The sequence below is a fragment of the Microlunatus speluncae genome, assembly GCF_009299835.1.
GTDB classification, from domain to species: domain Bacteria; phylum Actinomycetota; class Actinomycetes; order Propionibacteriales; family Propionibacteriaceae; genus Microlunatus; species Microlunatus speluncae.
The window spans coordinates 1-21,280 of record NZ_VKCZ01000006.1 but is presented as its reverse complement, the minus strand read 5'-3'; the positions used below and the strand labels follow the sequence as shown (position 1 = coordinate 21,280).

The following is a 21,280-nucleotide window of genomic DNA, read 5'->3' as shown; positions in this document are numbered from 1 at the left end:
CCTAGGTGCCCACCTTCTTGAGCTTGAACAACCATTGGATGCCGGCCCCCTGCCACATCGGTGGCGCGAAGGCGTTCTCCGAGGTCGGGAAGCCGGTCCAGTTGGTCTCGTTGAACTCGTAGAACTCCAGCGGCCGATACATCAGCGGCACCGCCGGCACCTTCTCCCGGAAGATCGCATCCAGCTGCTGATAGACCGTGCGACGTTCCTCGTCGCTGGTCGCGGCGCCGGCCTGGTCGAGCAGGCCGGGCACGGCGGGATCGGAGAACCGGATGAAGTTGAAGAAGGTGGTCTTGCCGAGCGGAGCGGCGCCGCGGGAATCCATCAGATCCCGGAACCGCGACCACGGGCTGGCCGGGCTGACCCCGGAGGCGCTCCAGCAGGCCAGCTCGAAGTCGCCGTTCTGCATCTTCGACGTCACTTGGGGTGCCTGTGGGAATTCGGTGGCGACATCCATGCCGACCGCCTTGAGGCTCTTCACCGTCACCTCGCAGGCAGTCTGCCAGTCGGACCAGCCGGTCGGGGTGATCATGGTCCACGGGCCGAGCCGGGTCCCGTCCGGCAGTTCGTAGATGCCGTCGGAGCCCTTCTTGGCCTTGAGCTCGCCCTCCAGGATCTCGACCGCCTTGTCGGGATCGTACTTCCAGCCCTGGGAGTCGACCGCCGCCTGGTCGTAGAACTTCTCCTCGTAACCGGTCGGCAGGATCAGGCTCGCGTTGGCCGGGTCGGAGTAGTCCGACATGGCCGTCGCGGCGATGTTCGGGGTGTCGATGGCGAACGCGATCGCGCGCCGGACCAGCGGGTTGTCCAGGCCCTTGACCTTATTGTTGATCTGCAGCAGCGGCGTGTTGCCCGGCAGGTAGTAGGGCTTCTCCTTCAGCCAGGTGCCGACCGGCTTGCCCTTCTCCCACATCTTCCAGATCTGGGCGGTGAACTGCTGGCTGGCGTCGATCTCGCCGCTCTCCAGCTTGAGGTCGCCGTCGTTGTTGGACCGGAAGATCGGGTGGTTGATCGTGGTCATCGCCGGGGTGCCGTACAGCGCCTTGCCCCAGTAGTCGTCGAAGCGGGCCAGGTTGATCTGGGTCTGGTCGGCCTTGTCGATCGTGAACGGGCCGCTGCCGATCGGCTTCAGGTTGGTGTCGGTCTGCAGCTTCTTGGCGTCCAGCTTGCTCCAGACCGCCTTGGGCAGGATCAGTGTGGTGGCCAGCGCGTTGCGGATCGGCAGCAGGTTCAGCGGATTGGACTTGGCCTTGAACTGGATCGTCCGCGGATCCGTCGCGGTCACCGACTCCAGGTATTCCCAGACGTTGGAGTAGCTGAGCTCGTTGTCCTTGGCCAGCTCGAAGGTGAACACGACGTCCTCGGCTGTGAGTTCCGAGCCGTCCTGCCACTTGGTGCCCTCCTGCAGCGGCACGTCGAGCGTCTGCCCGTCGACCTCCTTGAGCTCGGCCCCGAGGCCGGGCTGCAGGCTGCCGTCCAGCATGTTGAACCGGAGCAGGGTTTCGTAGATCAGCTGGATCTGCGCGTTGCCGCACGGCCACGCGGGCGACGGGCCGAGCGGATTGAAGTTGTTCGGCGGGCCCCACTGGAAGCCGGCCACGAAGAAGGTCTCCCCGGACGCTCCGGGGCGGCCCCGGCTCTGCTCTCCGCCAGGTCGGTTTCCGGTCTGTGCCGTACCGCAGCCAGCGGCGCCGATGCCGACGGCCGCTCCGCCGGCGGTGAGCCCGGCCATGGCCAGGAACCGGCGTCGACTGGACTCCATGGAAGACCCCCAGGAGTTGAGATCCACACCTGTGTGGTTCTTCGGTTCGGTCATCGTCGTCCTTCCCCCTCGGGCAACATTGGTGCGAGTGAGGACAACCCATCACTTAACCGGTTCGGTGTCAATGGGACTCGACCGTTTGCATGCAGATTGATATTTGGCCCGGGGCCTGCCGACGTGGCACACCGCGATGAGCCATAATCGGCCCGCGTCCGCCAATCATCGAGGAGTGCCATGACCGTCGTCGTCACCGCCGTCTTCCACCCGGTCGAGGGAGCCAAGGATCGGCTCGCCGAGGCGATGCGGGCCGGCATCGAGGCCGTCCACGCCGAGTCCGGCTGCGAGTTGTACGCCATCCACGACGCCGCCGACGGCACGATCACGATGATCGAGAAGTGGACCTCGGCCGAGGAGCTGGACGCCCACGGCGCCGGCGACGCGGTGAAGATCCTCGGCGCCGGGATCAACGGCCTGTTGGCCAAGCCGACCGTCGTGACCCGGATGACCCCGATCCCCGTCGGCACCGCCGATCAGGGCACACTCTGACGCCTGTCCACCGATGATCTTGGAGCTGTGGTGTGGCATCCCCTGTTCCGGCGGGGTCGGTCGTGGGTGTCCGTTCCCTGAGCTCTGTCGAAGGGCCGAGCGCGCCGAGTGTGACCTTATCCACGATGATTCGACGATTTCAGGTGGAAAAGTCCACTCTCGACGCAAGCTCCGCCACGGACCTTGCCGACTCAACGGCCGCAGCGGAACGCGAGCGGGCGGACCGGAGCCGACGGGCGTCCGAGCCCGCCCCTCTTGGTGCCAAGAAAGTCCCCGAAGGCTCAACCGGCAGCAATGATCGTTCCCTGAGCCTGTCGAAGGGCAGACCAGACCAGGCCCCTCCTGCGCTGCGGCCCAACGGCCGGAATCGACGCAAGGGCAGGGTTGAACCGAGTCTTCGGCGAGCTCAGGAAGCCATGATCATCAGAAGCTGGTGACCGCGATCAGGTTGCGACCCTTGATCGTGTAGAGGGTGCGGCCGTCGGGGGAGGCGGCGATCAGGCCGACGGCGTAGGCCTGGGCGGCCAGTCCGTCGACCACGGTGCTGACGGTCGGGGTCGGGCCGGAGTTGATCTTGAACAGCCGCTTCCCGTCGGTGCCGTACAGGCCGTCGCCCGCCAGCACCAGGCTGCTGGCGCCGGTGCCGATCTTGACCGTGGCGGCGACCTGCCGGCCGGAACGATCAAGGACGAACAGGTCGCCCTTCTCGGTGGTGCCGTAGACGCGGCCCTGGTACGGCATCAGGTCGGTGATCTGCTGTGCTCCGGGCACGGGCGCGAACTGGTCGAGGACTCGGCCGGTGCGCCGGTCGACCCGGGAGATCGTGGCTTCCTTCTCGATCGGGTCGGTGCCGAGGCTGTTGCGGGTTTCGCTGCCCAGGTAGGCGATGCCGTTGTGTACGGTGATCGACTTCAGTGACTGGTTCGGCACGATCCCGCGGTGGACGGTCAGCCGCCCGTCGCCGGGCCGGTAGGTGGCCAGGGAGCCGTTGATCTTGCCGTAGTCGGCCTCGGTGGCGATCAAGAGCTGCCGCGTGCCGCGGTCGTACCAGGCGTCGGTCGGGCGGGTCTGCTCGTACTCGATCCGGTCCAGCTCGGTCAGGTCGGTGCCGTCCGGCCGCATCGACCAGACCCGGGCCAGCGTGTAGACGCCGAGATAGAGCCGGTCGCCGATCGCCGTCATCGTCTTGGCCTCGCCGGGCAGGAAGACCCGGCTGTTGCTGCCCGCGCGCAGGTCGTGGACCTGGATGCCGGCCTTGCCGCTGACCAGGACCTGCCGGTCGGTGGCGGCGAGATGCATCGCCAGCTCGGGCGCCGGCGGCAGGCCGGCCTGGCCAAGATCAACTCCGGTGAAGGTGCCGGTCGCCTTGTCGTAGTCCACGATCTGACTGGTCAGGCTGGCCCGGACCTGATCGCCGTCGATCAGGATGTTGTTGAAGTAGGCGCCGTCGTAGGGCTGGCCGAGTCGCTCCGGCTCGCCGCCGGTGGCCGGCACCCGGTAGAGCGTGCCGGAGGCCCGGGTGGCGAAGTAGATGTCGCCGTTCGCCGGGTCGTGGCTGATCGCCGTCACGTACTGATCACCGCCCGGTGACTGCACCTCGACCGGAGTGCTCAGATCGCCGGTGTCGAAGATCAACATCGTGCCGGTGGGCGACAGTCCGGCGGCGAGGCGATCTCCGTCCAGGGCGAGGGTGGCGACGAAGGTGCGGTCGGCGTACTTGGCCGGCAGCACGCTGGCGGTGGCTCCGCTGGTCCGGTCGACGGTGATCAACTTCGCGTGCGAGCCGATGCCGGCATAGATCGTCCGGTCGTCGGCGGCGATGCTGCGGACGTACTGCTCGCCGGGGGCGACGGTGCCGTAGGAGCGGGTGCTGCCGGTGGCCGGGTCGTAGCTGTGCACGCCCGCGTCGGGGTAGGTGCCGGCCACGATCGTGCCGTCCGGTGCGGCGGCCAGCGACCAGATGAAGGAGCCGAAGTTGGCCACCTTGGTCAGCGTGCCGTTGTCGGTGTTGATCTTGTACAGATCGCCCGGGGTGTAGGTGCCGACGTAGAGGTCGGTGCCGACGGTGGCCATCGCCCAGACCCCGGCTCCGGACGGCAGGTCGATGGTGCGCTCGACCCGGCCGGTGTCGGGATCGAAGGCGCCGACCTTGACCGGCGACACCCCGGAGGTGGCGGTCCAGATGAGGTCGCCGAGCTGCGCGGCCACCCCGGTGGAGGTGACCGAGGACGCCGGACCCAGGTCGGTCACGGTGGCGGCCCGTGGTTCGGCCCCGGCCGGCACCGCGATGCCGGTCAGGGCCAGCAGCAGGGCCGCGAGGAGCGCCAGTCGACGAGCAACTCTGGACATTCGACCCACCCATTTCCCCGGTTAGTGCACGGTCGTAATTGAATGGAAGGTACGTGAGCGCGGAACCGGCGTCAAGGGTCGGTCCAGCCGGAATGTCGGGCCGATGGTGGAGACTGCCGGCATGCAGCTGGAACGGGTGGCCGCCGCGTCGGCAGCGATGGCGGCGACGCGGTCGCGGATCGCCAAGCGGGAGTTGATCGCGGAGGTGCTGCGGGATGGCGATGCCGCGGAGATCGAGATCGTGGTGGCCTATCTCGCCGGCTCGTTGCGGCAACGGCGGACCGGGATCGGCTGGCGGACGATCAGCAAGGCGCCGACCCCGGCGGTCGAGTCGACGCTGACGGTGGCCGAGGTCGACGCGGCATTCCAGGCCACCGCCGAACTGTCCGGTGCGGGATCGGCCGGCCGCCGGGCCGAGGTGGTGGCGGAGCTCTTCGGCCGGGCGACCGCGGCGGAGCAGCGGCTGCTGGCCGGGCTCGTCTCCGGCGAGCTGCGGCAGGGCGCGCTGGAGGCGCAGGTCCAGGAGGGCCTGGCGGTCGCGTACGAGGTGCCGCTGGCGGCGGTCCGGCGGGCGGCGATGCTCAGCTCGTCGACCACGGCCGCGGCCCGGGTGCTGGTCGACGGCGGCCTGGCCGCGCTGGAACGGGTCGGCCTCTCCGTCGGCACCGGGATCCAGCCGATGCTGGCGGCGAGCGCTCCCGACGTCGCCGCAGCGGCGGCGAAGTCCGGGCTGCCGGCGCTGGTCGACCACAAGCTGGACGGGATCCGGGTCCAGGTGCACAAGGACGGCGACACGATCAGGATGTTCACCCGGTCGCTGGACGAGATCACCGAACGGCTGCCCGAGGTGAGCGCCACGGTCGCCGCGCTGCCGTACCGGACGCTGGTGCTGGACGGCGAGGTGCTGGCCTTCCAGCCGGACGGGAAGCCGGAGAGTTTCCAGGTGACCGCGTCCCGGACCGGGTCGCAGCTGGACGTCGCCGGGCACTCCGAGCGCACTCCGCTGCGCGGCTACTTCTTCGACCTGCTGCACCTGGACGGTCGCGATCTGCTCGACGAACCGCTGACCGAGCGGACCAGGATCATGACCGAGGTGCTGCCTGACGAGCTGATCGTGCCGCGCCGGGTCTGCGCCACCGAGGCCGAGTTGACCGCCGTGTTCGGCTCGGCGGTCGCTGACGGCTACGAGGGCGTGGTGGTGAAGCGGCTGGATTCGCCGTACGCGGCGGGCCGCCGGGACGCCGCCTGGATCAAGATCAAACCGCGGCACACCCTCGACCTGCTGGTGATCGCCGCCGAATGGGGCCACGGCCGCCGCCAGGGCTGGCTGTCCAACCTGCACCTGGCCGCGCGCGATCCGCGGGGCGGCGAGCCGATCATGCTCGGCAAGACGTTCAAGGGGATGACCGACAAGCTGTTGACCTGGCAGACCGAACGGTTCCAGGAACTCGAGACCAGCCGGGACGACTACACCGTCTATCTGCGACCGGAAACCGTGGTGGAGATCGCGTTCGACGGTTTGCAGCGCTCGACCCGCTATCCCGGCGGCGTTGCCCTGCGCTTCGCCCGGGTGCTGCGCTATCGCGAGGACAAGACCGCGGACCAGGCCGACACCCTGGACACGGTCCTGGCCCTGGGCGCGATCAAGGACGAGCCGGGGGACTAGTGCCCCTGGCGGGGGGCACTAGACGCGCACCTCGCACTGCTCGGCGGCCGACTTGCCCGGCCACCAGGCGTGGCTGTTGCGTCGCGGCGGCGACCGGTCCGGGCACAATGGGGCGGGTGGCCGGCTCCCGAATCCTCGTCGTCGAAGACAGCGACGCGATCCGGATGTCGGTGCTCGCGGCCCTGACCGCGGAGGGATTCGAGCCGCTCGGCGCGGCCGACGGCGACGGGCTGGAGCGCGTGCTCGGTGAGTTCCGACCTGCCTTGGTGATCTTGGACGTGATGCTGCCGGGCCGCGACGGCTTCGAGCTGCTGGACCTGATCCGGCCGATCAGCTCCGCGGCCGTGCTGATGCTGACCGCTCGGGACACCACCGTCGACCGGGTCCGCGGGCTGTCCGGTGGTGCAGACGACTATCTGGTGAAGCCGTTCGCGATGGTGGAGTTGATCGCCCGGGTCCGCGCTGTCCTGCGCCGGACCGCTCCCGGCGGCCCGGCGATCATGGTCGGCGACCTGCTGATCGCCGAGCAGTCGGGCCAGGTGGCCCGGGGTGATCACCGGATCGAGCTGACCGAGACCGAGCAGCAGATCCTGGCGTATCTGGCCCACCAGCGCGGCAACGTGGTCAGCAAGGACAAGATCATCAGCGAGGTCTGGGGGTACGCGGGCTTCGATCGCAACCTGGTCGAGGTGCACGTCAGCTCGCTGCGGCGAAAACTGGAACGGCACGGCCCGCGGCTGATCCACACCGTGCGCGGTCGCGGCTACCGGCTCGCGGAGTCGCCGTGACCGGCCTGCGGACCGGCTCGGTGCAGATCCGGGTGGCGGTGGCGACGATCGCCGTCCTGGTGGCGGTCCTGATCGGGCTCGGCCTGGTGATCGACACGATCTTCGCGGTCCAGTCCGAGCGCAGCCTGGACGCGCTGCTGACCGGGCGAGCCCAGTTGGCCCGGCAGCTGGCCCGGACCGGGGTGCGGCCGCAGCAGTTGGTCAACCGGGTCGACGCCGACGGGGTACGGGCTCGGTTGGTGCTCCGGGACGGGACCGAATACGGCAGCATCATCCAGCCCGGCGATCAGACCAAGATCACCCGAACCAAGCTGGCCGGCCCGGGCCGGATCGACGGCGCGACCCTCACCCTCGGCGTCGACCTCGCCCTCAACAGTGACGCCCGGTCGGTGCTGCGGCAGGTGCTGTTGATCACCGGCGCGGTCGCGATCGTGATCAGCGCCGGGCTGGTGGTGCTCGCGGTCCGGCTGTCGTTGTCACCGCTCGGCGCGATGGCCCGGCTGGCCCGGACCATCGCCGGCGGCGACCGCGGCCGGCGGCTCCGGCCGACCCGGCCGAACACCGAGCTGGGCCGCACCGCGGTCGCGTTCGACGAGATGCTGGACGAGCTCGAGGGCGCGGAACAGCGGGCCCGGCAGGCGGAGGAGCGGACCAAGGAGTTCCTCGCCGACGCCGCGCACGAGCTGCGCACCCCGATCGCCGGCATCCAGGCCGCGGCCGAGTCCCTGCTGCACTACCATGATCAACTTTCGGCGGCCGAGCGGGAACGGCTGCAGCAGCTGCTGATCGGCGAGACCGGCCGGGCCGGCTCCCTGGTCAACGACCTGCTGACGGCCGCCCGGCTGGACGCCGGGCTGGAGCTGAACCGCACCATGATCGACGTCACCGAGTCGATCGACGCCGACCTGCACCGGGCCCGGGCGTTGCATCCCGAGCTGACCTTTCGCCGGGAGGGCGGCTCGGCCCTGGCCTTCGCCGACCCGGACCGGCTGTCCGGCATCCTGCGCAACCTGATCGACAACGCCGGCCGCGCGGTGGCCGATCAAGGAACCATCCTGATCACCGTCGAGCCGACCGCCGACCGGGTGCTGATCCGGGTCGAGGACGACGGCCCCGGCATCCCGGCCGCGGACCGGGACCGCGTCTTCGACCGCCTGGTCCGGCTCGATCAGCACCGGAGCACCGTCGGCCCGCCGGGCGGCTTCGGCCTAGGCCTGGCCATCGCCCGCGGCTACGCCCGCGCCCAAGGCGGCGACCTGACCTGCCTCGCCCCCCGCACCCTCCCCGGCGCCCACTTCCTCCTAACCCTCCCCTCCCCCACCTGAAACCCCGCCGAGACGGCACTAATGCACGCGTTTCTGCGGCGTGTCGGTACACAAGTGACGTCTCGGCACGGAGGAGGTCCGTCGTCCCTGGCTCAGTGGCCGTCGCGCTCGGGGCCAGGTCCGGTCGCGACGGTCCGCACCGCGAGGGTCACCAGACCGGCCAGGGTGCCGCCGAGGCCGGCGGCGACAAGCAGTGGGGTCAGCCCGACCACCCCGACCAGGACGGCAGCGGTCGCCGCGCCGGCCACCTCCGCCCCGCGGCCGATCCAGAGCGAGGCCGCGGTCGCGCTGGCACGAGACCGATCGGGCAGCACCGACTGCTGATAGGTCTGGGCCAGCACCTCGAAGCCCGACCACGCGCAAGCGTTGAGGGCTCGGGCGGCGATCAGGACCACCAGCCGGACGTCCGGATCGAAGGCCAGGCTCAACGGCAACAGCAGCAGCCCGACGCCGCGCAGGATCGCCGTCAGGACGAGGATCCGGTCGAACCCGAATCGTCGCCGGAGCCGGACCACGACCAGGGCACCGACCAGGCCGCCGAGGCTGCCGACGGCGAAGATCACGCCGATCAGCCCGGCACCGAGCCCGATCGTCGTCCGGAGAAAGACGATCAACACGGCGAAGATCAGATCGAAGAAGAACAGGTACAGGGTCTCGGCGAGAGTGATCCAGCGAAGCGGCCGGATCCTCATCAGACAACGGAATCCGTCGGCGATGTCGCGGGCCCAGGAGGCCGGCCCCACCGCTCGCCGCTCGCGTACCGGAGGCCTGTCTTCGGTCCTGATCGACTGAGTGGACAGCGCGGCCAGCAGCGCGGTGCCGGCCTGGACCAGGAGCGCCACCGGCGCCGTGACCGCCTGCACCAGCAGTCCGGCGATGGCGGGTCCGGCAGATCGGGCCACGGCGTCCGTCGCGGCCAGCCGTCCGTTGGCGGCGTCGAGCTCCGACACCGGTACGACTCCGGGCAGGAATGACCGGTAGGCGATGTCGAAGATCATCCCCAGAATGCCGACGATCGGCAGCACGACGAACAACTGCTGCAGCGTGAGCACTCCGAGCAGGTAGCCGACCGGGATGGTCAGCCAGAGCAGGGCTCGGCCGAGGTGGCTGATCACGAGCAGTCGTTTTCGATCACTCCGGTCGGCGAGGGCTCCGATGATCGGCGGCAGGATCAGCCAGGGCAGTTGCGCCGCCAGTGCCAGCAGCCCCACCTCGGTGGCGCCGGCGTGCAGGACATCGATCGCGACCAGGGGCAGGGCGATCAGGCTGACCTGGAGGCCTAACAAGGACGACGATTGGGCCAACCACAGCCGACGGAGATTCCGCTTCCAGCCGGTCCGGGGGGCATCGGGATGCTGAGTCATGGGCATGCCTCACTGCGCTGCCCACCGCAATCCCTGTGCAAGTGTGTTCGGTTGTGCCGCCGATCGTAGCGCCGTTGTACCGGGGCGACCAGCGATCGGTCGGACCAGTGATCAGTCGAACAGCCCGTCCAGCCGCGTGCCGTAGCCGGCGAGCAGCGGCTCCGGCTCGGCGCCGAGAACCCGGTCCAGCACCGAGGCGTAGATCGAGCGGAAGTCGACGCCGGCGCGCAGGTCGCCGTCGTCCAGGTCGGTCAGGCTCGGCTCCTCGCCGAGGAAGCCGCCGTGGATCCCGTCGCCGAACAGGAACACCGGCCCGGCGGTGCCGTGATCGGTCCCGTCGCTGGCGTTCGCCACGACCCGGCGGCCGAACTCGGAGTAGATCATGGTCACCACCTGTCGGCCGCGTTCGCTGCCCTGCAGTCGTGCCCGAAACTTGGCGACCGCCGCATCCAGTTCGCCCAGCAGCCGCTCCTGGGTGCCGCGCTCGTCGGAATGGGTGTCGAAGCCGCCGAGGGAGACCGAGTAGACCCGGGTCGGCACGCCCATGTCGATCATGGTCGCAACCAGATCGAGCTGGGCGGCGAGCTGGCTCTGGCCGCCGGCCGAGCCACCCTTGGCCGACTCGTCGTCCCGGTCCTCCGGTTGATCATCATCCTGGCCCGCCGCCTGTTGCCGGGCCGGGCCGAGGGTCTTGCTGGCCGCGCCGAGATCGGCGTACTGCTTCGCCGCCTGGGTCAGCCAGTGATCATCGCCCGGATCCGGCCTGGCCAGCCGTTCGATCGCCGTACCCAATCCGCCCTTGGGCAAGGCCAAGCCGGACAGGGGAAACGAGGCTGCGGCCAGCTTCTCCCCGGCGAGCAACGGCGGCGTCACCGAATCGAGGGAGACCGCCTGCAGCGGATCGGTGGTGGTGGCGTCGAGCCAGCGGCCGAGCCAGCCGCTGCGGGCCGGGGTGTCCGGGGCGGCGGTCTGCCAGATCGCCATCGACCGGAAGTGGCTCCGATCGGCCTTCGGATAGCCGACGCCGCGGACGATCGCCAGGCCTTGGTCCCGCCACAGCCCGTGCAGGGAGGTGAGGCCCGGATTGAAGCCGAGCCCCTGGCCGAGGTCGAGCACGTCCTCCGGCCGGTAGGCCAGCTCGGCCCGGGCCTGCTGATAGACCGGATCGCCGGTGGGCACTACGGTGTTCAGCCCGTCATTGCCGCCGTACAGGGTGATCACCACCAGCACGCCGGCCTCCGGAACGAGCGGCGAGGTCGCGGCGGCCTGAACCAGGTCGCCCCACCTGATCTGCGAGGCGCCGACCGCGAGAGCGCCGGCGCCCGCGACCCCGGAGAAGGCGAGGAACCGGCGGCGGGTGACCGGGCTGACCGACGTCGAAAGCTGTTCAGGGGGGTGGTTCATCTTCATCACGTCCTTCACGGAGCCGAGCGGTTACAGGGAAACGACGTATTCGGGAGAGCAGGCGGCGACGGCCAGCCGGCTCTCGGCCGGTGCACTCTCGATCGAGGCGGCGGTCCGGTCCGACACCCGGTCCAGCCCGAGCACCGCGGCCGGGTCGGCTTCGGTGAGCTCGGCGTCCGCGGCCTTGTTGATCATGGCGGCGAGTTCGATCCGGGACCGGGCGGCGGCGGTCGACAACCAGGCCGAGCCGGCCGCCCAGCCCCCGACACTGGGCGGCAAGAACGGGAGCTGGCCCATGCCCTTCAGCAGCGTGATCAACTTCTGTTGCTGCTTCGGCTCCAGCTTGCTCGGCCGGACGCCAGCGGCCCGGAGCAGGCCGACCGCCCACTCGACCGGTTGCTTCACCAGCGTCGTCGTCGAATCGGCGAACGCGTCCTCCTCGGCCAGTGCGCCGAGCAGAGCCGTGAAGTCACGGTCCGGCCCGTACGCGCCGACGAGCCGGTCCACCGCCTCGTCCGGCGGCGGCTCGGCGTTGACCAGCCGGAACCAGAGCCGGGACACCAGGAATCGCGGGCAGGCCGGCTGTGCCACGACCTGGTCGACGAAGCCCTTGGCGTCGAAGTCGGCGGTCCGGCCCAAGATCGTCTTGTCACCGGTCGCGTGTTGCCTCGGGCTGAGCTTGGCGATGCCGGTCTTCCGGTTGAGCTTCCAACCGGTCAACGCCCGAGCCGCCCCCTTGATGTCGTCCTCGGAGTAGTGGCCATGGCCGAGCGTGAACAGCTCGAGGAACTCGCGGGCCAGATTCTCGTTGGCCGCCTTCGCCGTGTTGTCGTTGCCGTCCAACCAGATCAGCATCGCGGGATCGATGATCATCGACCGGGCGAGGTCACGGAAGTCGCCCCGGCCGAGCCGCCGCAGCGAGGTGTTCTGGGTCAGCATCAGCCGCGGATCCTTCACCTTCTGCAGGCTGGTGGCGAAGTGACCGTGCCAGAACCAGGTCAGCCGCTCGACCAGCGGCGCGTCGGTGGCGACCATCCGGTCCAACCACCAGATCGTGGCCGCGGTCCGGTCGGCGCGCTGCCGCTGCTTGCGCTCCTTCTTTGCCGCCGGGTCCTCGTCCTTGCCGCCGCGCTGATACGGGGCCAGCTCCGGCGGCGGGGTGGCGGAGGAGTCGTCGCTCTCGGGGGAGAGCAAGGTCGAGAGCGACGCACGCCACCCCGCCCGCCGGGCGTCGGCGAGCTCGGTGCCGCCGGCGCCGAACCCGTACCGGTCCAGCAGCCGGCGGATCGCCTGATCTTCGGTCATCCGAGCCATGCCCCCACCGTGCCGAGGCAGCGGCCGCGGAACAATCGAATCGGCCCGACCTTCAGCGGATCTACAGCATCACGACGTCGCGCCCGTGTAGCGGCGCAGGCCCAGCCGCCAGCACAGCGTGGTCAGGCCGGCACCGATGATCGCGCCCGCGATCCCACCGAGCAGCAGAGCCGGATCCGGGCCGCGGACCAGGACCAGCGTCGGGGCGGTAGCGATCAGGGCCATCGGAAACAGGTACGTCAGCACGGCGCGCAGGGGACCGGGATAGATGTCGACCGGATAGCGGGCGAGCTGCCAGGCCGAGCCGTAGAACACGTCGAGTTGCAGCTTCGGCGCCCAGAACGCCAGCACCGCGAGGATCATGCCCAACGACCAGGTGATCACCAGACCGACCATGATCATCACCAGCCAGGACACCACCGCCGCCGGCTCGGGCGGCCGGCCGAGCCGGGCCAGGCCGACCACGATCACGCCCAGCCCGAGCCCGGACTGCACCAGCGAGAGCGGCGAGCAGCTGGACAGGCTGACCAGGAACAGGGTCGGCGCCGGCTGGAGCAGCATGACGTCGAGCTTGCCCTGGCGGATCCCGCGCTCGGGAAACCAGGACAGATTGGGATCGAGAAAGGTCTGTTTCAGCCCACTGAGCACCTGGAACGTGCCGATCAAGATCAGCGCCTCTGGCAGGCTCCAGCCGGCCAGGGTGTCGGTCGCGGTGTAGACCACCAGCACCGTGGCCAGGGTTACCGCCAGCCAGATCATCGACATCACCACATCGAAGATCAGGTTCACCCGGAAGGCGAGCAGGCGGCGCAGCGCCATCGAGAAGCTCGCGCCCAGCAGCGCAATCGCGATCATGCGCCGACCACCGTGTAGCGCCGGGTGCCGGCCCGCCACAGCCGGACGCAGCTCGCCACCCCGACAGCGATCCAGCCGAGCTGCAGCAGATAGCCGGTGATCACCGGGCCGCCGGTCAGCCGACCGGTGGCGAGCTCGGCCGGGAAGCCGAGCATGGCGTACATCGGCAACACCCGGCTGAGCTGCTGCCACGGCTCGGGCAGCAGCCCGACCGGGGCGATGGTGCCGCCGAGGATCATGATCAGATAGCTGCCGAAGGCGACGACGGCATGCACCCGCTCGGTCCAGAACCCGGTCAGCGACAGGCCGTACGTCCAGAGGAACATCATGATCCCGGCCAGCGGCACTGCCGGCAGGGCCAGCAGGATCGCCGCCGGATCGAACCGGACTCCCATGGCGAGGCCGGTCAGGAAGACTGCCGGGATGCCGATGATCGTCAACCAGGAGCGGATCGCAAGGTTGGCGCCGATGACGCCGATCAGCACCGGTTGCGGCCGCAGCAGCTCATGGCTGAGGGTGCCGTCGTAGATCCGCTCGGCCAGGGTGAACTGCTCGAACGACTCCGTCATCAGCGTGATCAACATCAGCGCCACGTAGTAGCTGACGATGGACGGATCGCCGGGGAACACCGCCGACCAGACGAACAGCCCGATCAACGGACCGACAACGGCCTGGACCACCAGCGTGGTCAGGAACCACCAGGAGCCGCTCCACTCCAGCACCTCCTGCCGCAGCCGGAGCATGATCAACTGGGACAGCCGGCTCATCCGATCCCCTCTCGGTAGGCGCGGTCGATGACCTGCTCCAGGGGCGGATCCTCGACCGCGAGGTCGGTGACCCGGATCGTGGACAGCACCCGGGCGGTCGTCGTCGCCACCTCGGCCCGCGGCACCCGGAGCAGCCAGCGATCATCCCCGTCCTCCTGGACCACCTCACCGAGACCGGAGAACTGCTCGGCCCCGGCTTCGGGAGCCGCGAACCGGATCAATTTGTACGGCGACAGTCGGGCCGACAGCTGACCGAGCGGCCCGTCGTAGCGGACCGTGCCCTGGTCGATCAAGATCAGCCGTGGGCACAGCTCCTCCACGTCGGCCATGTAGTGGCTGGTCAGCAGCACCGTGGCCCCGGTCCGGGCGACCTGGTCGCGGACGAAGGTGCGGATCGCGGCGGCCGCGGAGACGTCCAGCCCGAGGGTCGGCTCGTCCAGGAACAGCACCTCGGGTCGATAGCTCAGCGACAGGGCGAGCCCGACCCGCATCCGTTCGCCGAGGCTGAGGGCTCGCAGTTGCCGCTGCAGCAGTGGTTCCAGGTCGAGTAGGGTGGTCAGTTCCGCCAGCGTCGCGGCGAACTCGGCCCGGTCGACCTGATAGAGCAGCCGTTGGTAGTCCAGCGTGTCCAGGACGGTCAGCTCCTGCGAGCCGCCGACCGGCTGACTGCCGCGGACGAAGGCGATCCGTTTCAGGAAGGCCGTTCGGCGGTCCCACGGGGTCTGGCCGAGGACGTCGATCCGGCCGGCGGTCGGCCGGAGCAACCCGGACAGGATCTTCATCGTCGTCGTCTTTCCGGCGCCGTTCGGGCCGATGAAGCCGACCAGTTCACCCGGCCGGACGGAGAACGAGGCGTCGGCCACGGCCGCGATGTCGCGCCGGCTGCGCCGGCCGATCGATCGCAGCGCCGCCCGCAGGCCGGGCTCGCGGATCGGGACCCGGTAGGTCATGGTCAGTCCGTCGACAGTGATCGCATCCACGGAGTTCAGCCTTGACGCAAAAGATGCCAGTCAATGGCTTATTTCCGTGACACAGTGACGGGGTGCGTGCCGAACGCCTGCTCCGGATCCTGCTGCTGTTGCAGAGCCGCGGGCGGTTGACCGTGTCCGAGCTCGCCCGCCGGCTGGAGGTCTCACCGCGGACGGTGCAGCGCGACCTGGAGGCGATGAGCCTGGCCGGCGTGCCGGTCTACCCGACCCGCGGCCGGGGTGGCGGCTGGTCGCTGTTGCCGGACTTCCGGACCAGGCTGTTCGGGCTGACCGCGGCGGAGGCGATGTCGATCTTCGTCGGCACCACCACGCAGGTGCTGACCGACCTCGGTCTGGGCGAGACCGACCGGGCCTACGACAAGCTGCTCACCGCGCTGCCGTCGGGGATCCGCCGCGAGGCGGGCTTCGCGCTGCAGCGGGTGCTGATCGACCGGCCCGGCTGGGACGAAGAACCGACCGACGACGTCGGCTGGCTCACCGTCTGCCGTCAGGCGTTGTGGGAGGAACGTCTGATGATCATGAAGTACGGCAGCGGCCGGTCCAAGATCACGGTCGGCCCGCTCGGCTTGGTCGCCAAGGGCCATGCCTGGTATCTGGTCGCCCGGCGCGGCGCGGAGCCGCGCACCTACCGGGTCAGCCGGATCCTCAGCGCCGAAGTCACCGCGCAGTCCTTCGACCGGCCCGCGAACTTCGATCTTGCCGACTACTGGGCCGAATCGGTGCGGCGGACCCGGGCGCAGTGGCCGAGCTATCCGGTCGTGTTCCGGGTCCGCGACGCCGCCCTCGCCCGTTTCCGCGGCCGGCCCGGGGCGCGGATCACGCCGGCGGCCGCCGAACATCCGGGCTGGTCCCGGGTGGAGATCGACCTGGAGAATCCGGGCGAGGCCCGCTCCGTCGCGCTCGCGCTCGCCGGCGCCGCCGTGGTCGAGGAGCCCGCCGAACTCCGCCATCAGGTCCGGCTGGCCGCCGAAGAGGTGCTGCAACTCCATGATCAGATCAACGTCCCCGACCCTGGTCGTACCTGATCGCGACACACCGAGGACCTTCGCCGGATGATCGGCGAGCGGCCATCCGGCATGATCGGATCACATGGATCATGCGGGCAGCCTTCAATCCTCGACGTCGTCGCGGCGCTTCGTCTCACTGGACGTCCTGCGCGGTGTCGCGATCGCCGGGATCTTTCCGCTCAACTCGGTGGCGATCTGGATCACTGCCGGGGCGATCCCGGTCGAGGTGTTCCAGACGGCCGGCTGGACCGGGCTCCGGCTCTTCTTCCAGGGCCATTTCCTGCCGCTGTTCTCCCTGCTCTTCGGCCTGAGCTTCGGCATGGTGTGGCGGGCCGGTCGGGACACCCGGGTCCGGCCCCGGGCCGCGTTGGCCCGACGTGCGGGCTTCCTGGTGATCCTCGGCCTGCCGCATCAGCTCTTCGCGCCGGGCGAGGCGTTGTTGATCTACGGACTGAGCGGATTGATCTTCCTGTTGCCTTCGACCTTGCTGCCGCGGCGCCGCGCCGCACCCGTGCTCGGACTGGTCGGCTTGATCGGGATCGTCGCCGGGCTGGCGATCGAGGCCCAGCTGTTCACCCTGATCGGTCTGCAGCTCGCCGGCTTCGCCCTCGGCATCCTCGGCGCCGCCGGCCGTTGGGAGAGCCCGTCGGCCGGCCGGGCGATCATGATCACCGGCGTCTCGACCGGAGCGCTGGCGCTGGCCGGAGCCACCCTGCTGGTGCTCCGTCCCGAGCTGCAGGCCTCGTACGTGCTGTTGACCCTGGTGCAGCTGGTGATGGCCGCCGGCTACGTCGCCCTGGTGCTGGGCCTGATGCGGACCCGGTTGGCGCCGGCCCTGGTGGCCGCGTTCGAGCCGCTGGGTCGCACGGCGCTGACCTGCTACCTGTCCGCCACCGTATTGATCACCTTCGGTGCGGCAGCCGTCCGCGCCCTGGCTCCGGACCCACAGGGACTCGGGACGTGGCTCGGGCTGACCGCCTGGGTGATCGGAGTGCTGGCGATCCAGAACCTCGGGATGCGGCTGTGGCTACGCCGCTTCCGCCGCGGCCCGCTGGAGGAACTCTGGCGCCGCTTCACCTGGTGGACGCGCGACGGCCGGCCGACCCCACGTCCCGTCCCGGCCTCGGTATCCTGAGGTGATGCGGAGTCAGGCCCTGCGGCCCGGTCGGTCGGATCATTCATGATCGTCGTCTTTGCGCTGTCGGTGGCGGTGGCCGTCTGCGTGATCGCGGTCTGGCGCACCCGCACGGAGCCGCGGCGCCTCAGCAACGCGTTCTGGTTGTTGGCCGGCGGCATGCTGCTGATCAACGGGCTCGGGTCGATCGGGCTGATGGACGGGAGTCTGCTGTTCTTCCTGATCGCGTTGCTGGCGTTGCTCTCGCCGCTGTTGGTCCTCGTCCTCGGCGCCTTTCTGATCTTGAACGGGGTGGTGATGCTCCGCCGGGAGCGGGCGAGCCTGGCCAACTCGCTCTCCCTGCTCGCCGGGCTGTTGATCATCGTCCTGGTCGCCGGGACCATCCCGGTCTTGCTGAGCGCGCCGCTGTGGGTGAAGGCCGGCTGGCTGTTCGGCCTGCTGGTCGCCGGTTACCTGGGCTTCCAGTTCGTCGCGTTCGTCGGCTATGCCGGACTGTACGGCTGGCTGGTGCGTGATCATCCGGCCGAGTGGGTGATGGTGCTCGGCTCGGGCCTGCGCGCCGGCAGTGAGGTGCCGCCGCTGCTCGCCTCTCGGGTCCGCGCCGGGATGACCGAGTTCGCCCGCCGCCGCGGCCGGATCTTGATCATGTCAGGCGGCAAGGGGAGCGATGAGCAGGTCCCCGAGGCCGAGGCGATGGCCCGCTGGGCGGTGGACAACGGCGCCGATCCGACCGTGCTGCGGACCGAGATCGAATCCCGCAACACCGAGCAGAACCTGCGCTTCTCCTCGGCCCTGGTCCTCGCCGAACAGGTGACACCGCCGGCCGGGCCCGGCCTGATCGTCACCAGCAACTACCACGTCCTCCGCGCCGCGATCCTGGCCCGCAAGCTCGGCATCGCCGCCCAGGCCGCTGGCGCCCCCACCGCCGACTACTACTGGCCGAGCGCGATGATCCGCGAGTTCGTCGCGATCCTGCGCGAGCAGCGCCTCGTCCACACGATCTTGGTGTTGATCATCGCCATCCCGCTGCCCCTGGCCCTGCTCCTCGCCGGGATCCCGGCCTAGCCGCCTTCCTGCACGGCAGGGTTCGGCTGTTCGTTCCCTGAGCCTGTCGACTCGTTCCCTGAGCCTGTCGAAGGGGGCAGGCCAGATGCTGCCCCTTTCGGTTTCGGCCTGACGGCCGGAAAGACGCGCCAAGGACGGGCGGGTCAAGGCGAACCGCCGCGTTATCCGGCCGGGTGCCGGTGTTTGGGGGGCGAAAGTCGCCGGCTGGGTATCGACTGTGACGTTTCCCGGCCGTTCGACGCCGATCGAGCCCGGAAACGTCACAGTCGATGATCCCAACCACAGCCCAACCGGTACCCGGCCGGAAGTTCCCAGGAAACGCCGTCACCCGCCCGCCCTTGGCGCGTCTTTCAATCTTCGGCGTGCACCGAGCGGACTGGCCCGGCCGAACCCGGGCGCCGGCGAATCCTGCCGTTCCCGGGTCCACTCCACGGGTGCACCGGTCCTGCCACCCGAACCCGAGACAGCGCTTGATTGGCTTGCCCTTCGACAGGCTCAGGGAACGAAGGGCGACAGGCTCAAGGGACGAATACCCTCACGTCGCCTCGACCTCAGCCGAGCGCCTCGGCGACCTCGGTCTGACCGAAGAAGGCGGCCCAGCCGCGCGGGGTCTCGTGGAAGGTCGGATCGCGGGCCTCGAGATCGGCGCCATGATCAACGAGCAGCCGGACGATCCGGAGTTCGCCGGCGCCGGCCGCGTAGTGGACGGCGGCGGTGCCGCTCGGTGGGTCGGCCGGGAAGCCCAGCTCGACCAGGAGTTCGACGCCGGGCCAGCGCTGCGCCGCCGCGACCTGCCGGACCAGGTCGGGATGCCGGTCCGGCAGCGTCGGATCCGTTGCCAGCAAGGCTTCCAGTGCGGGACGGTCGGCGCCGAGGGCCGCGGCGACGATCGGCGGTTGCGGTCGGGACGCGGCGAAAAGATCACGCAGCACTCCCACCTCCGCGGCGTGATGGATCAGTTCGTCCAGCTCGTGCAACAGGAACGAACGCCTCGAGCTGCCCTGGTACGGCCCCGCGATCGGACCCATCGTGAGGTCGAGCTCGGTGGCCTGGGCGAGGCAGCGCCGCCAGAAGGCGTACGCGTCGTCCAGGTGCTCCCGGCATTCCGCTACGGTCCCCGCCCGGCCCGGCCGATCGGGGCGCGCCTCGGGAGTCAGCCCGATCCAGGTTGCGTTGCGTTCACCGGACAGCACGTCGCCGAGGTGGCTCAACCGCCAGGCGATCGTGGTGATCGGCGCCGGGTCCGGCGGCAGGGCGGCGCCGTCGAGTTGCCAGACACCGTCGGCATCCGGCCGCACCGACCAGCTGTCCTCCGCCGGCTGCCAGAGGTATTCCTCGTCGTCGAGACTCTCGATCCGCGCTAGCAGTCGCTGCCACGCGAAGTCCGACAAGGACAAAAGATCATCTCGTTCCGCCGTCATGAAACCGACGATAACGCGAGTGCCCGACAGGCTTCTGTCGGGCATTCAGTCGAGCGTCTTGTGGGCGGTCTCCTTGAGGAAGATGTAGACGATCAGGGAGATCAGGCAGAGCGCCGCGATGTACCAGCCGAACAGCCCCGGATTGCCGAGCTGCTTGAACCAGGTCCCGATGTACGGCGCGGTGCCGCCGAAGATCGCCACGGTCAGTGAATACGGGAAGCCGATGCCGGAGGCCCGCACCCGGCCTGGGATCAACTCGGCGTTCAGGGCGGCGCTGATCGAGGTGAAGCCGCTGAGGAAGATCATCCCCAGCAGGGTGATGATCAACAGCCCGGCGAAGCTGTTGCTCGAGCTGATCAACGACAGCGCCGGCACGATCCCGATCACGAACGCGGCGGCAAACGTGATCAACATCGGCCTCCGGCCGATCTTGTCCGAGATCGCCCCGGTGATCGGCTGGATCAGGCCGAAGAAGGCGAGCGAGATCGTGCTCACCAACAGGGCTTGCTGGGCCGAGTGGCCGTTCTGCTGCGCGAAGGTCGGCAGATAGGTGGTCCAGGAGTAGTACGCGATCGTGCCGGCGATGGTGACGCCGCAGACCAGCAGCGACTCCCGCGGGTGCCGCACGATCGCCTCCAGCAGCCACGGCCGCCGGGCGTCCGCGGTCACGTCCCGGGTCTCCTCGGCGCTGACCCGGATCACCAGGCCGACCAGGGCGATCACCGCACCGATGAAGAAGCCGATCCGCCAACCCCAGCCGGACAACTGTTCCGGGGTCAAGGAGAAGGCCAGCACCGTCGCCACGCCGGAGGCGACCAGCTGGCCGGCCGTGGTGGAGACGTACTGGAAGGAGGAGAAGAAGCCGCGGCGGCGCGGCGGGGCGGACTCGACCAGGAAGGTCGTGTTGGCCGCGAACTCGCCGCCGATCGAGAAGCCGGCGACCAGTCGGCCGAACACCAAGATCACCGGCGCCAGCACCCCGGCCGACTCATACGTCGGGGTGAGCCCGATGATCAAGCTGCCGACGCCCATCATCAGGATCGTCGCGGTCAGGGTGTTCTTCCGGCCCCAGCGGTCGGCCGCCCAGCCGATCACCAGGCCGCCGATCGGCCGCAGGAAGAAGCCGACCGCGAAGACCCCGAAGGCCAGCAGCACCTGGGCGATCGGGTCGCCGGGAGCGAACACCTGCGCCGCGAAGATCGGCGTCAGGAACGTGTAGATGTACCAGTCGTACCACTCGACCGCGTTGCCGATCGACGCCGCGATGATCTGCCGCGGCCCGCGCTGCTGGGCCCGGCTCCGCTGATCAAGATTCGGCTCTGAGCTCATGATCACCTCGAGCGTCCGCAGGGTTACGCTCCCTGAGCCTGTCGAAGGGCCAAGGTGATTCTGGTCCGCCCTTCGACAGGCTCAGGGAACGAAAAGGGTTCAGGCGGGGTTGATCAATCCCGGGGTCTGCGCCTTGGCGGCGGCGTAGCGCTTCTGGGCGTCGGCCCAGTTGACGACGTTCCACCAGGCCTTGA

General features: G+C 69.5%; 17 protein-coding genes. 7 read left to right on the top strand and 10 right to left on the bottom strand.

All coding sequences use genetic code 11. The features are described from left to right. Position 1: 1 nt before the first annotated feature. On the bottom strand, positions 2-1,762 hold the full coding sequence (locus FNH24_RS08885; protein ID WP_246186817.1) for an ABC transporter substrate-binding protein: 1,761 nt from the start codon (positions 1,760-1,762) through the stop codon (positions 2-4). 234 nt (positions 1,763-1,996) lie between these two features. Here FNH24_RS08885 and FNH24_RS08880 point away from each other — a divergent pair, with 234 nt between their 5' ends. Then, positions 1,997-2,308: a putative quinol monooxygenase gene (locus FNH24_RS08880; protein ID WP_152361821.1), complete on the top strand. Its 312-nt coding sequence runs from the start codon at positions 1,997-1,999 to the stop codon at positions 2,306-2,308. 423 nt (positions 2,309-2,731) lie between these two features. On the opposite strand, the gene FNH24_RS08875 is transcribed toward FNH24_RS08880, so the two are convergent. After that, on the bottom strand, positions 2,732-4,657 hold the full coding sequence (locus FNH24_RS08875) for a PQQ-binding-like beta-propeller repeat protein (protein WP_152361820.1): 1,926 nt from the start codon (positions 4,655-4,657) through the stop codon (positions 2,732-2,734). 103 nt (positions 4,658-4,760) lie between these two features. Between FNH24_RS08875 and FNH24_RS08870 the strand changes: the two genes are divergently transcribed. From FNH24_RS08870 to FNH24_RS08860, 3 genes are all read left to right on the top strand, one after another. Then, positions 4,761-6,323, top strand: coding sequence for an ATP-dependent DNA ligase (locus FNH24_RS08870; RefSeq protein WP_246186816.1), 1,563 nt, complete (start codon positions 4,761-4,763; stop codon positions 6,321-6,323). A 116-nt stretch (positions 6,324-6,439) separates the two neighbouring features. Next, entirely contained in the window at positions 6,440-7,111 is a 672-nt protein-coding gene (locus FNH24_RS08865) for a response regulator transcription factor (RefSeq protein WP_246186815.1), read from the top strand. After that, a complete protein-coding gene (locus FNH24_RS08860; RefSeq protein WP_152361818.1) occupies positions 7,108-8,436 on the top strand; it encodes a sensor histidine kinase in 1,329 nt (442 codons plus the stop codon). The genes FNH24_RS08865 and FNH24_RS08860 overlap by 4 nt, the downstream gene beginning before the upstream one ends. A gap of 92 nt (positions 8,437-8,528) precedes the next feature. Here the strand turns inward: FNH24_RS08860 and FNH24_RS08855 are convergent, their stop codons facing one another. The 6 genes from FNH24_RS08855 to FNH24_RS08830 form a co-directional block, all read right to left on the bottom strand. After that, positions 8,529-9,800 carry an MFS transporter gene (locus tag FNH24_RS08855; protein WP_161606061.1) on the bottom strand — a complete coding sequence of 424 codons (1,272 nt, stop codon included), beginning with the start codon at positions 9,798-9,800 and terminating at the stop codon, positions 8,529-8,531. A gap of 111 nt (positions 9,801-9,911) precedes the next feature. Further along, a complete protein-coding gene (locus FNH24_RS08850; RefSeq protein WP_152361816.1) occupies positions 9,912-11,204 on the bottom strand; it encodes a DUF1501 domain-containing protein in 1,293 nt (430 codons plus the stop codon). Positions 11,205-11,234: 30 nt separating this feature from the next. Then, complete coding sequence (locus FNH24_RS08845; protein ID WP_152361815.1) at positions 11,235-12,518, bottom strand: DUF1800 domain-containing protein; 1,284 nt, start codon at positions 12,516-12,518, stop codon at positions 11,235-11,237. A gap of 69 nt (positions 12,519-12,587) precedes the next feature. Further along, on the bottom strand, positions 12,588-13,373 hold the full coding sequence (locus tag FNH24_RS08840; protein WP_152361814.1) for an ABC transporter permease: 786 nt from the start codon (positions 13,371-13,373) through the stop codon (positions 12,588-12,590). After that, a complete protein-coding gene (locus FNH24_RS08835; RefSeq protein ID WP_152361813.1) occupies positions 13,370-14,140 on the bottom strand; it encodes an ABC transporter permease in 771 nt (256 codons plus the stop codon). The genes FNH24_RS08840 and FNH24_RS08835 overlap by 4 nt, the downstream gene beginning before the upstream one ends. After that, positions 14,137-15,120, bottom strand: a complete 984-nt coding sequence (locus FNH24_RS08830; protein WP_246186814.1) for an ABC transporter ATP-binding protein — start codon at positions 15,118-15,120, stop codon at positions 14,137-14,139. The genes FNH24_RS08835 and FNH24_RS08830 overlap by 4 nt, the downstream gene beginning before the upstream one ends. A 62-nt stretch (positions 15,121-15,182) precedes the next feature. Here FNH24_RS08830 and FNH24_RS08825 point away from each other — a divergent pair, with 62 nt between their 5' ends. The 3 genes from FNH24_RS08825 to FNH24_RS08815 all read left to right on the top strand — a co-directional run bounded on the left by FNH24_RS08825 (position 15,183) and on the right by FNH24_RS08815 (position 18,336). Continuing rightward, complete coding sequence (locus FNH24_RS08825; protein ID WP_152361812.1) at positions 15,183-16,154, top strand: helix-turn-helix transcriptional regulator; 972 nt, start codon at positions 15,183-15,185, stop codon at positions 16,152-16,154. A gap of 64 nt (positions 16,155-16,218) precedes the next feature. After that, the gene (locus FNH24_RS08820; protein WP_152361811.1) at positions 16,219-17,271 is read left to right on the top strand and encodes a DUF418 domain-containing protein; all 1,053 of its coding nucleotides are present in this window, start codon (positions 16,219-16,221) and stop codon (positions 17,269-17,271) included. Between the two features lie 45 nt (positions 17,272-17,316). Beyond that, entirely contained in the window at positions 17,317-18,336 is a 1,020-nt protein-coding gene (locus tag FNH24_RS08815) for a YdcF family protein (protein WP_152361810.1), read from the top strand. A 551-nt stretch (positions 18,337-18,887) separates the two neighbouring features. On the opposite strand, the gene FNH24_RS08810 is transcribed toward FNH24_RS08815, so the two are convergent. Both FNH24_RS08810 and FNH24_RS08805 read right to left on the bottom strand, forming a co-directional pair. Continuing rightward, entirely contained in the window at positions 18,888-19,757 is an 870-nt protein-coding gene (locus FNH24_RS08810; RefSeq protein ID WP_161606060.1) for a DinB family protein, read from the bottom strand. Between the two features lie 45 nt (positions 19,758-19,802). Further along, complete coding sequence (locus tag FNH24_RS08805; RefSeq protein ID WP_152361808.1) at positions 19,803-21,086, bottom strand: MFS transporter; 1,284 nt, start codon at positions 21,084-21,086, stop codon at positions 19,803-19,805. Positions 21,087-21,280 lie beyond the last annotated feature (194 nt).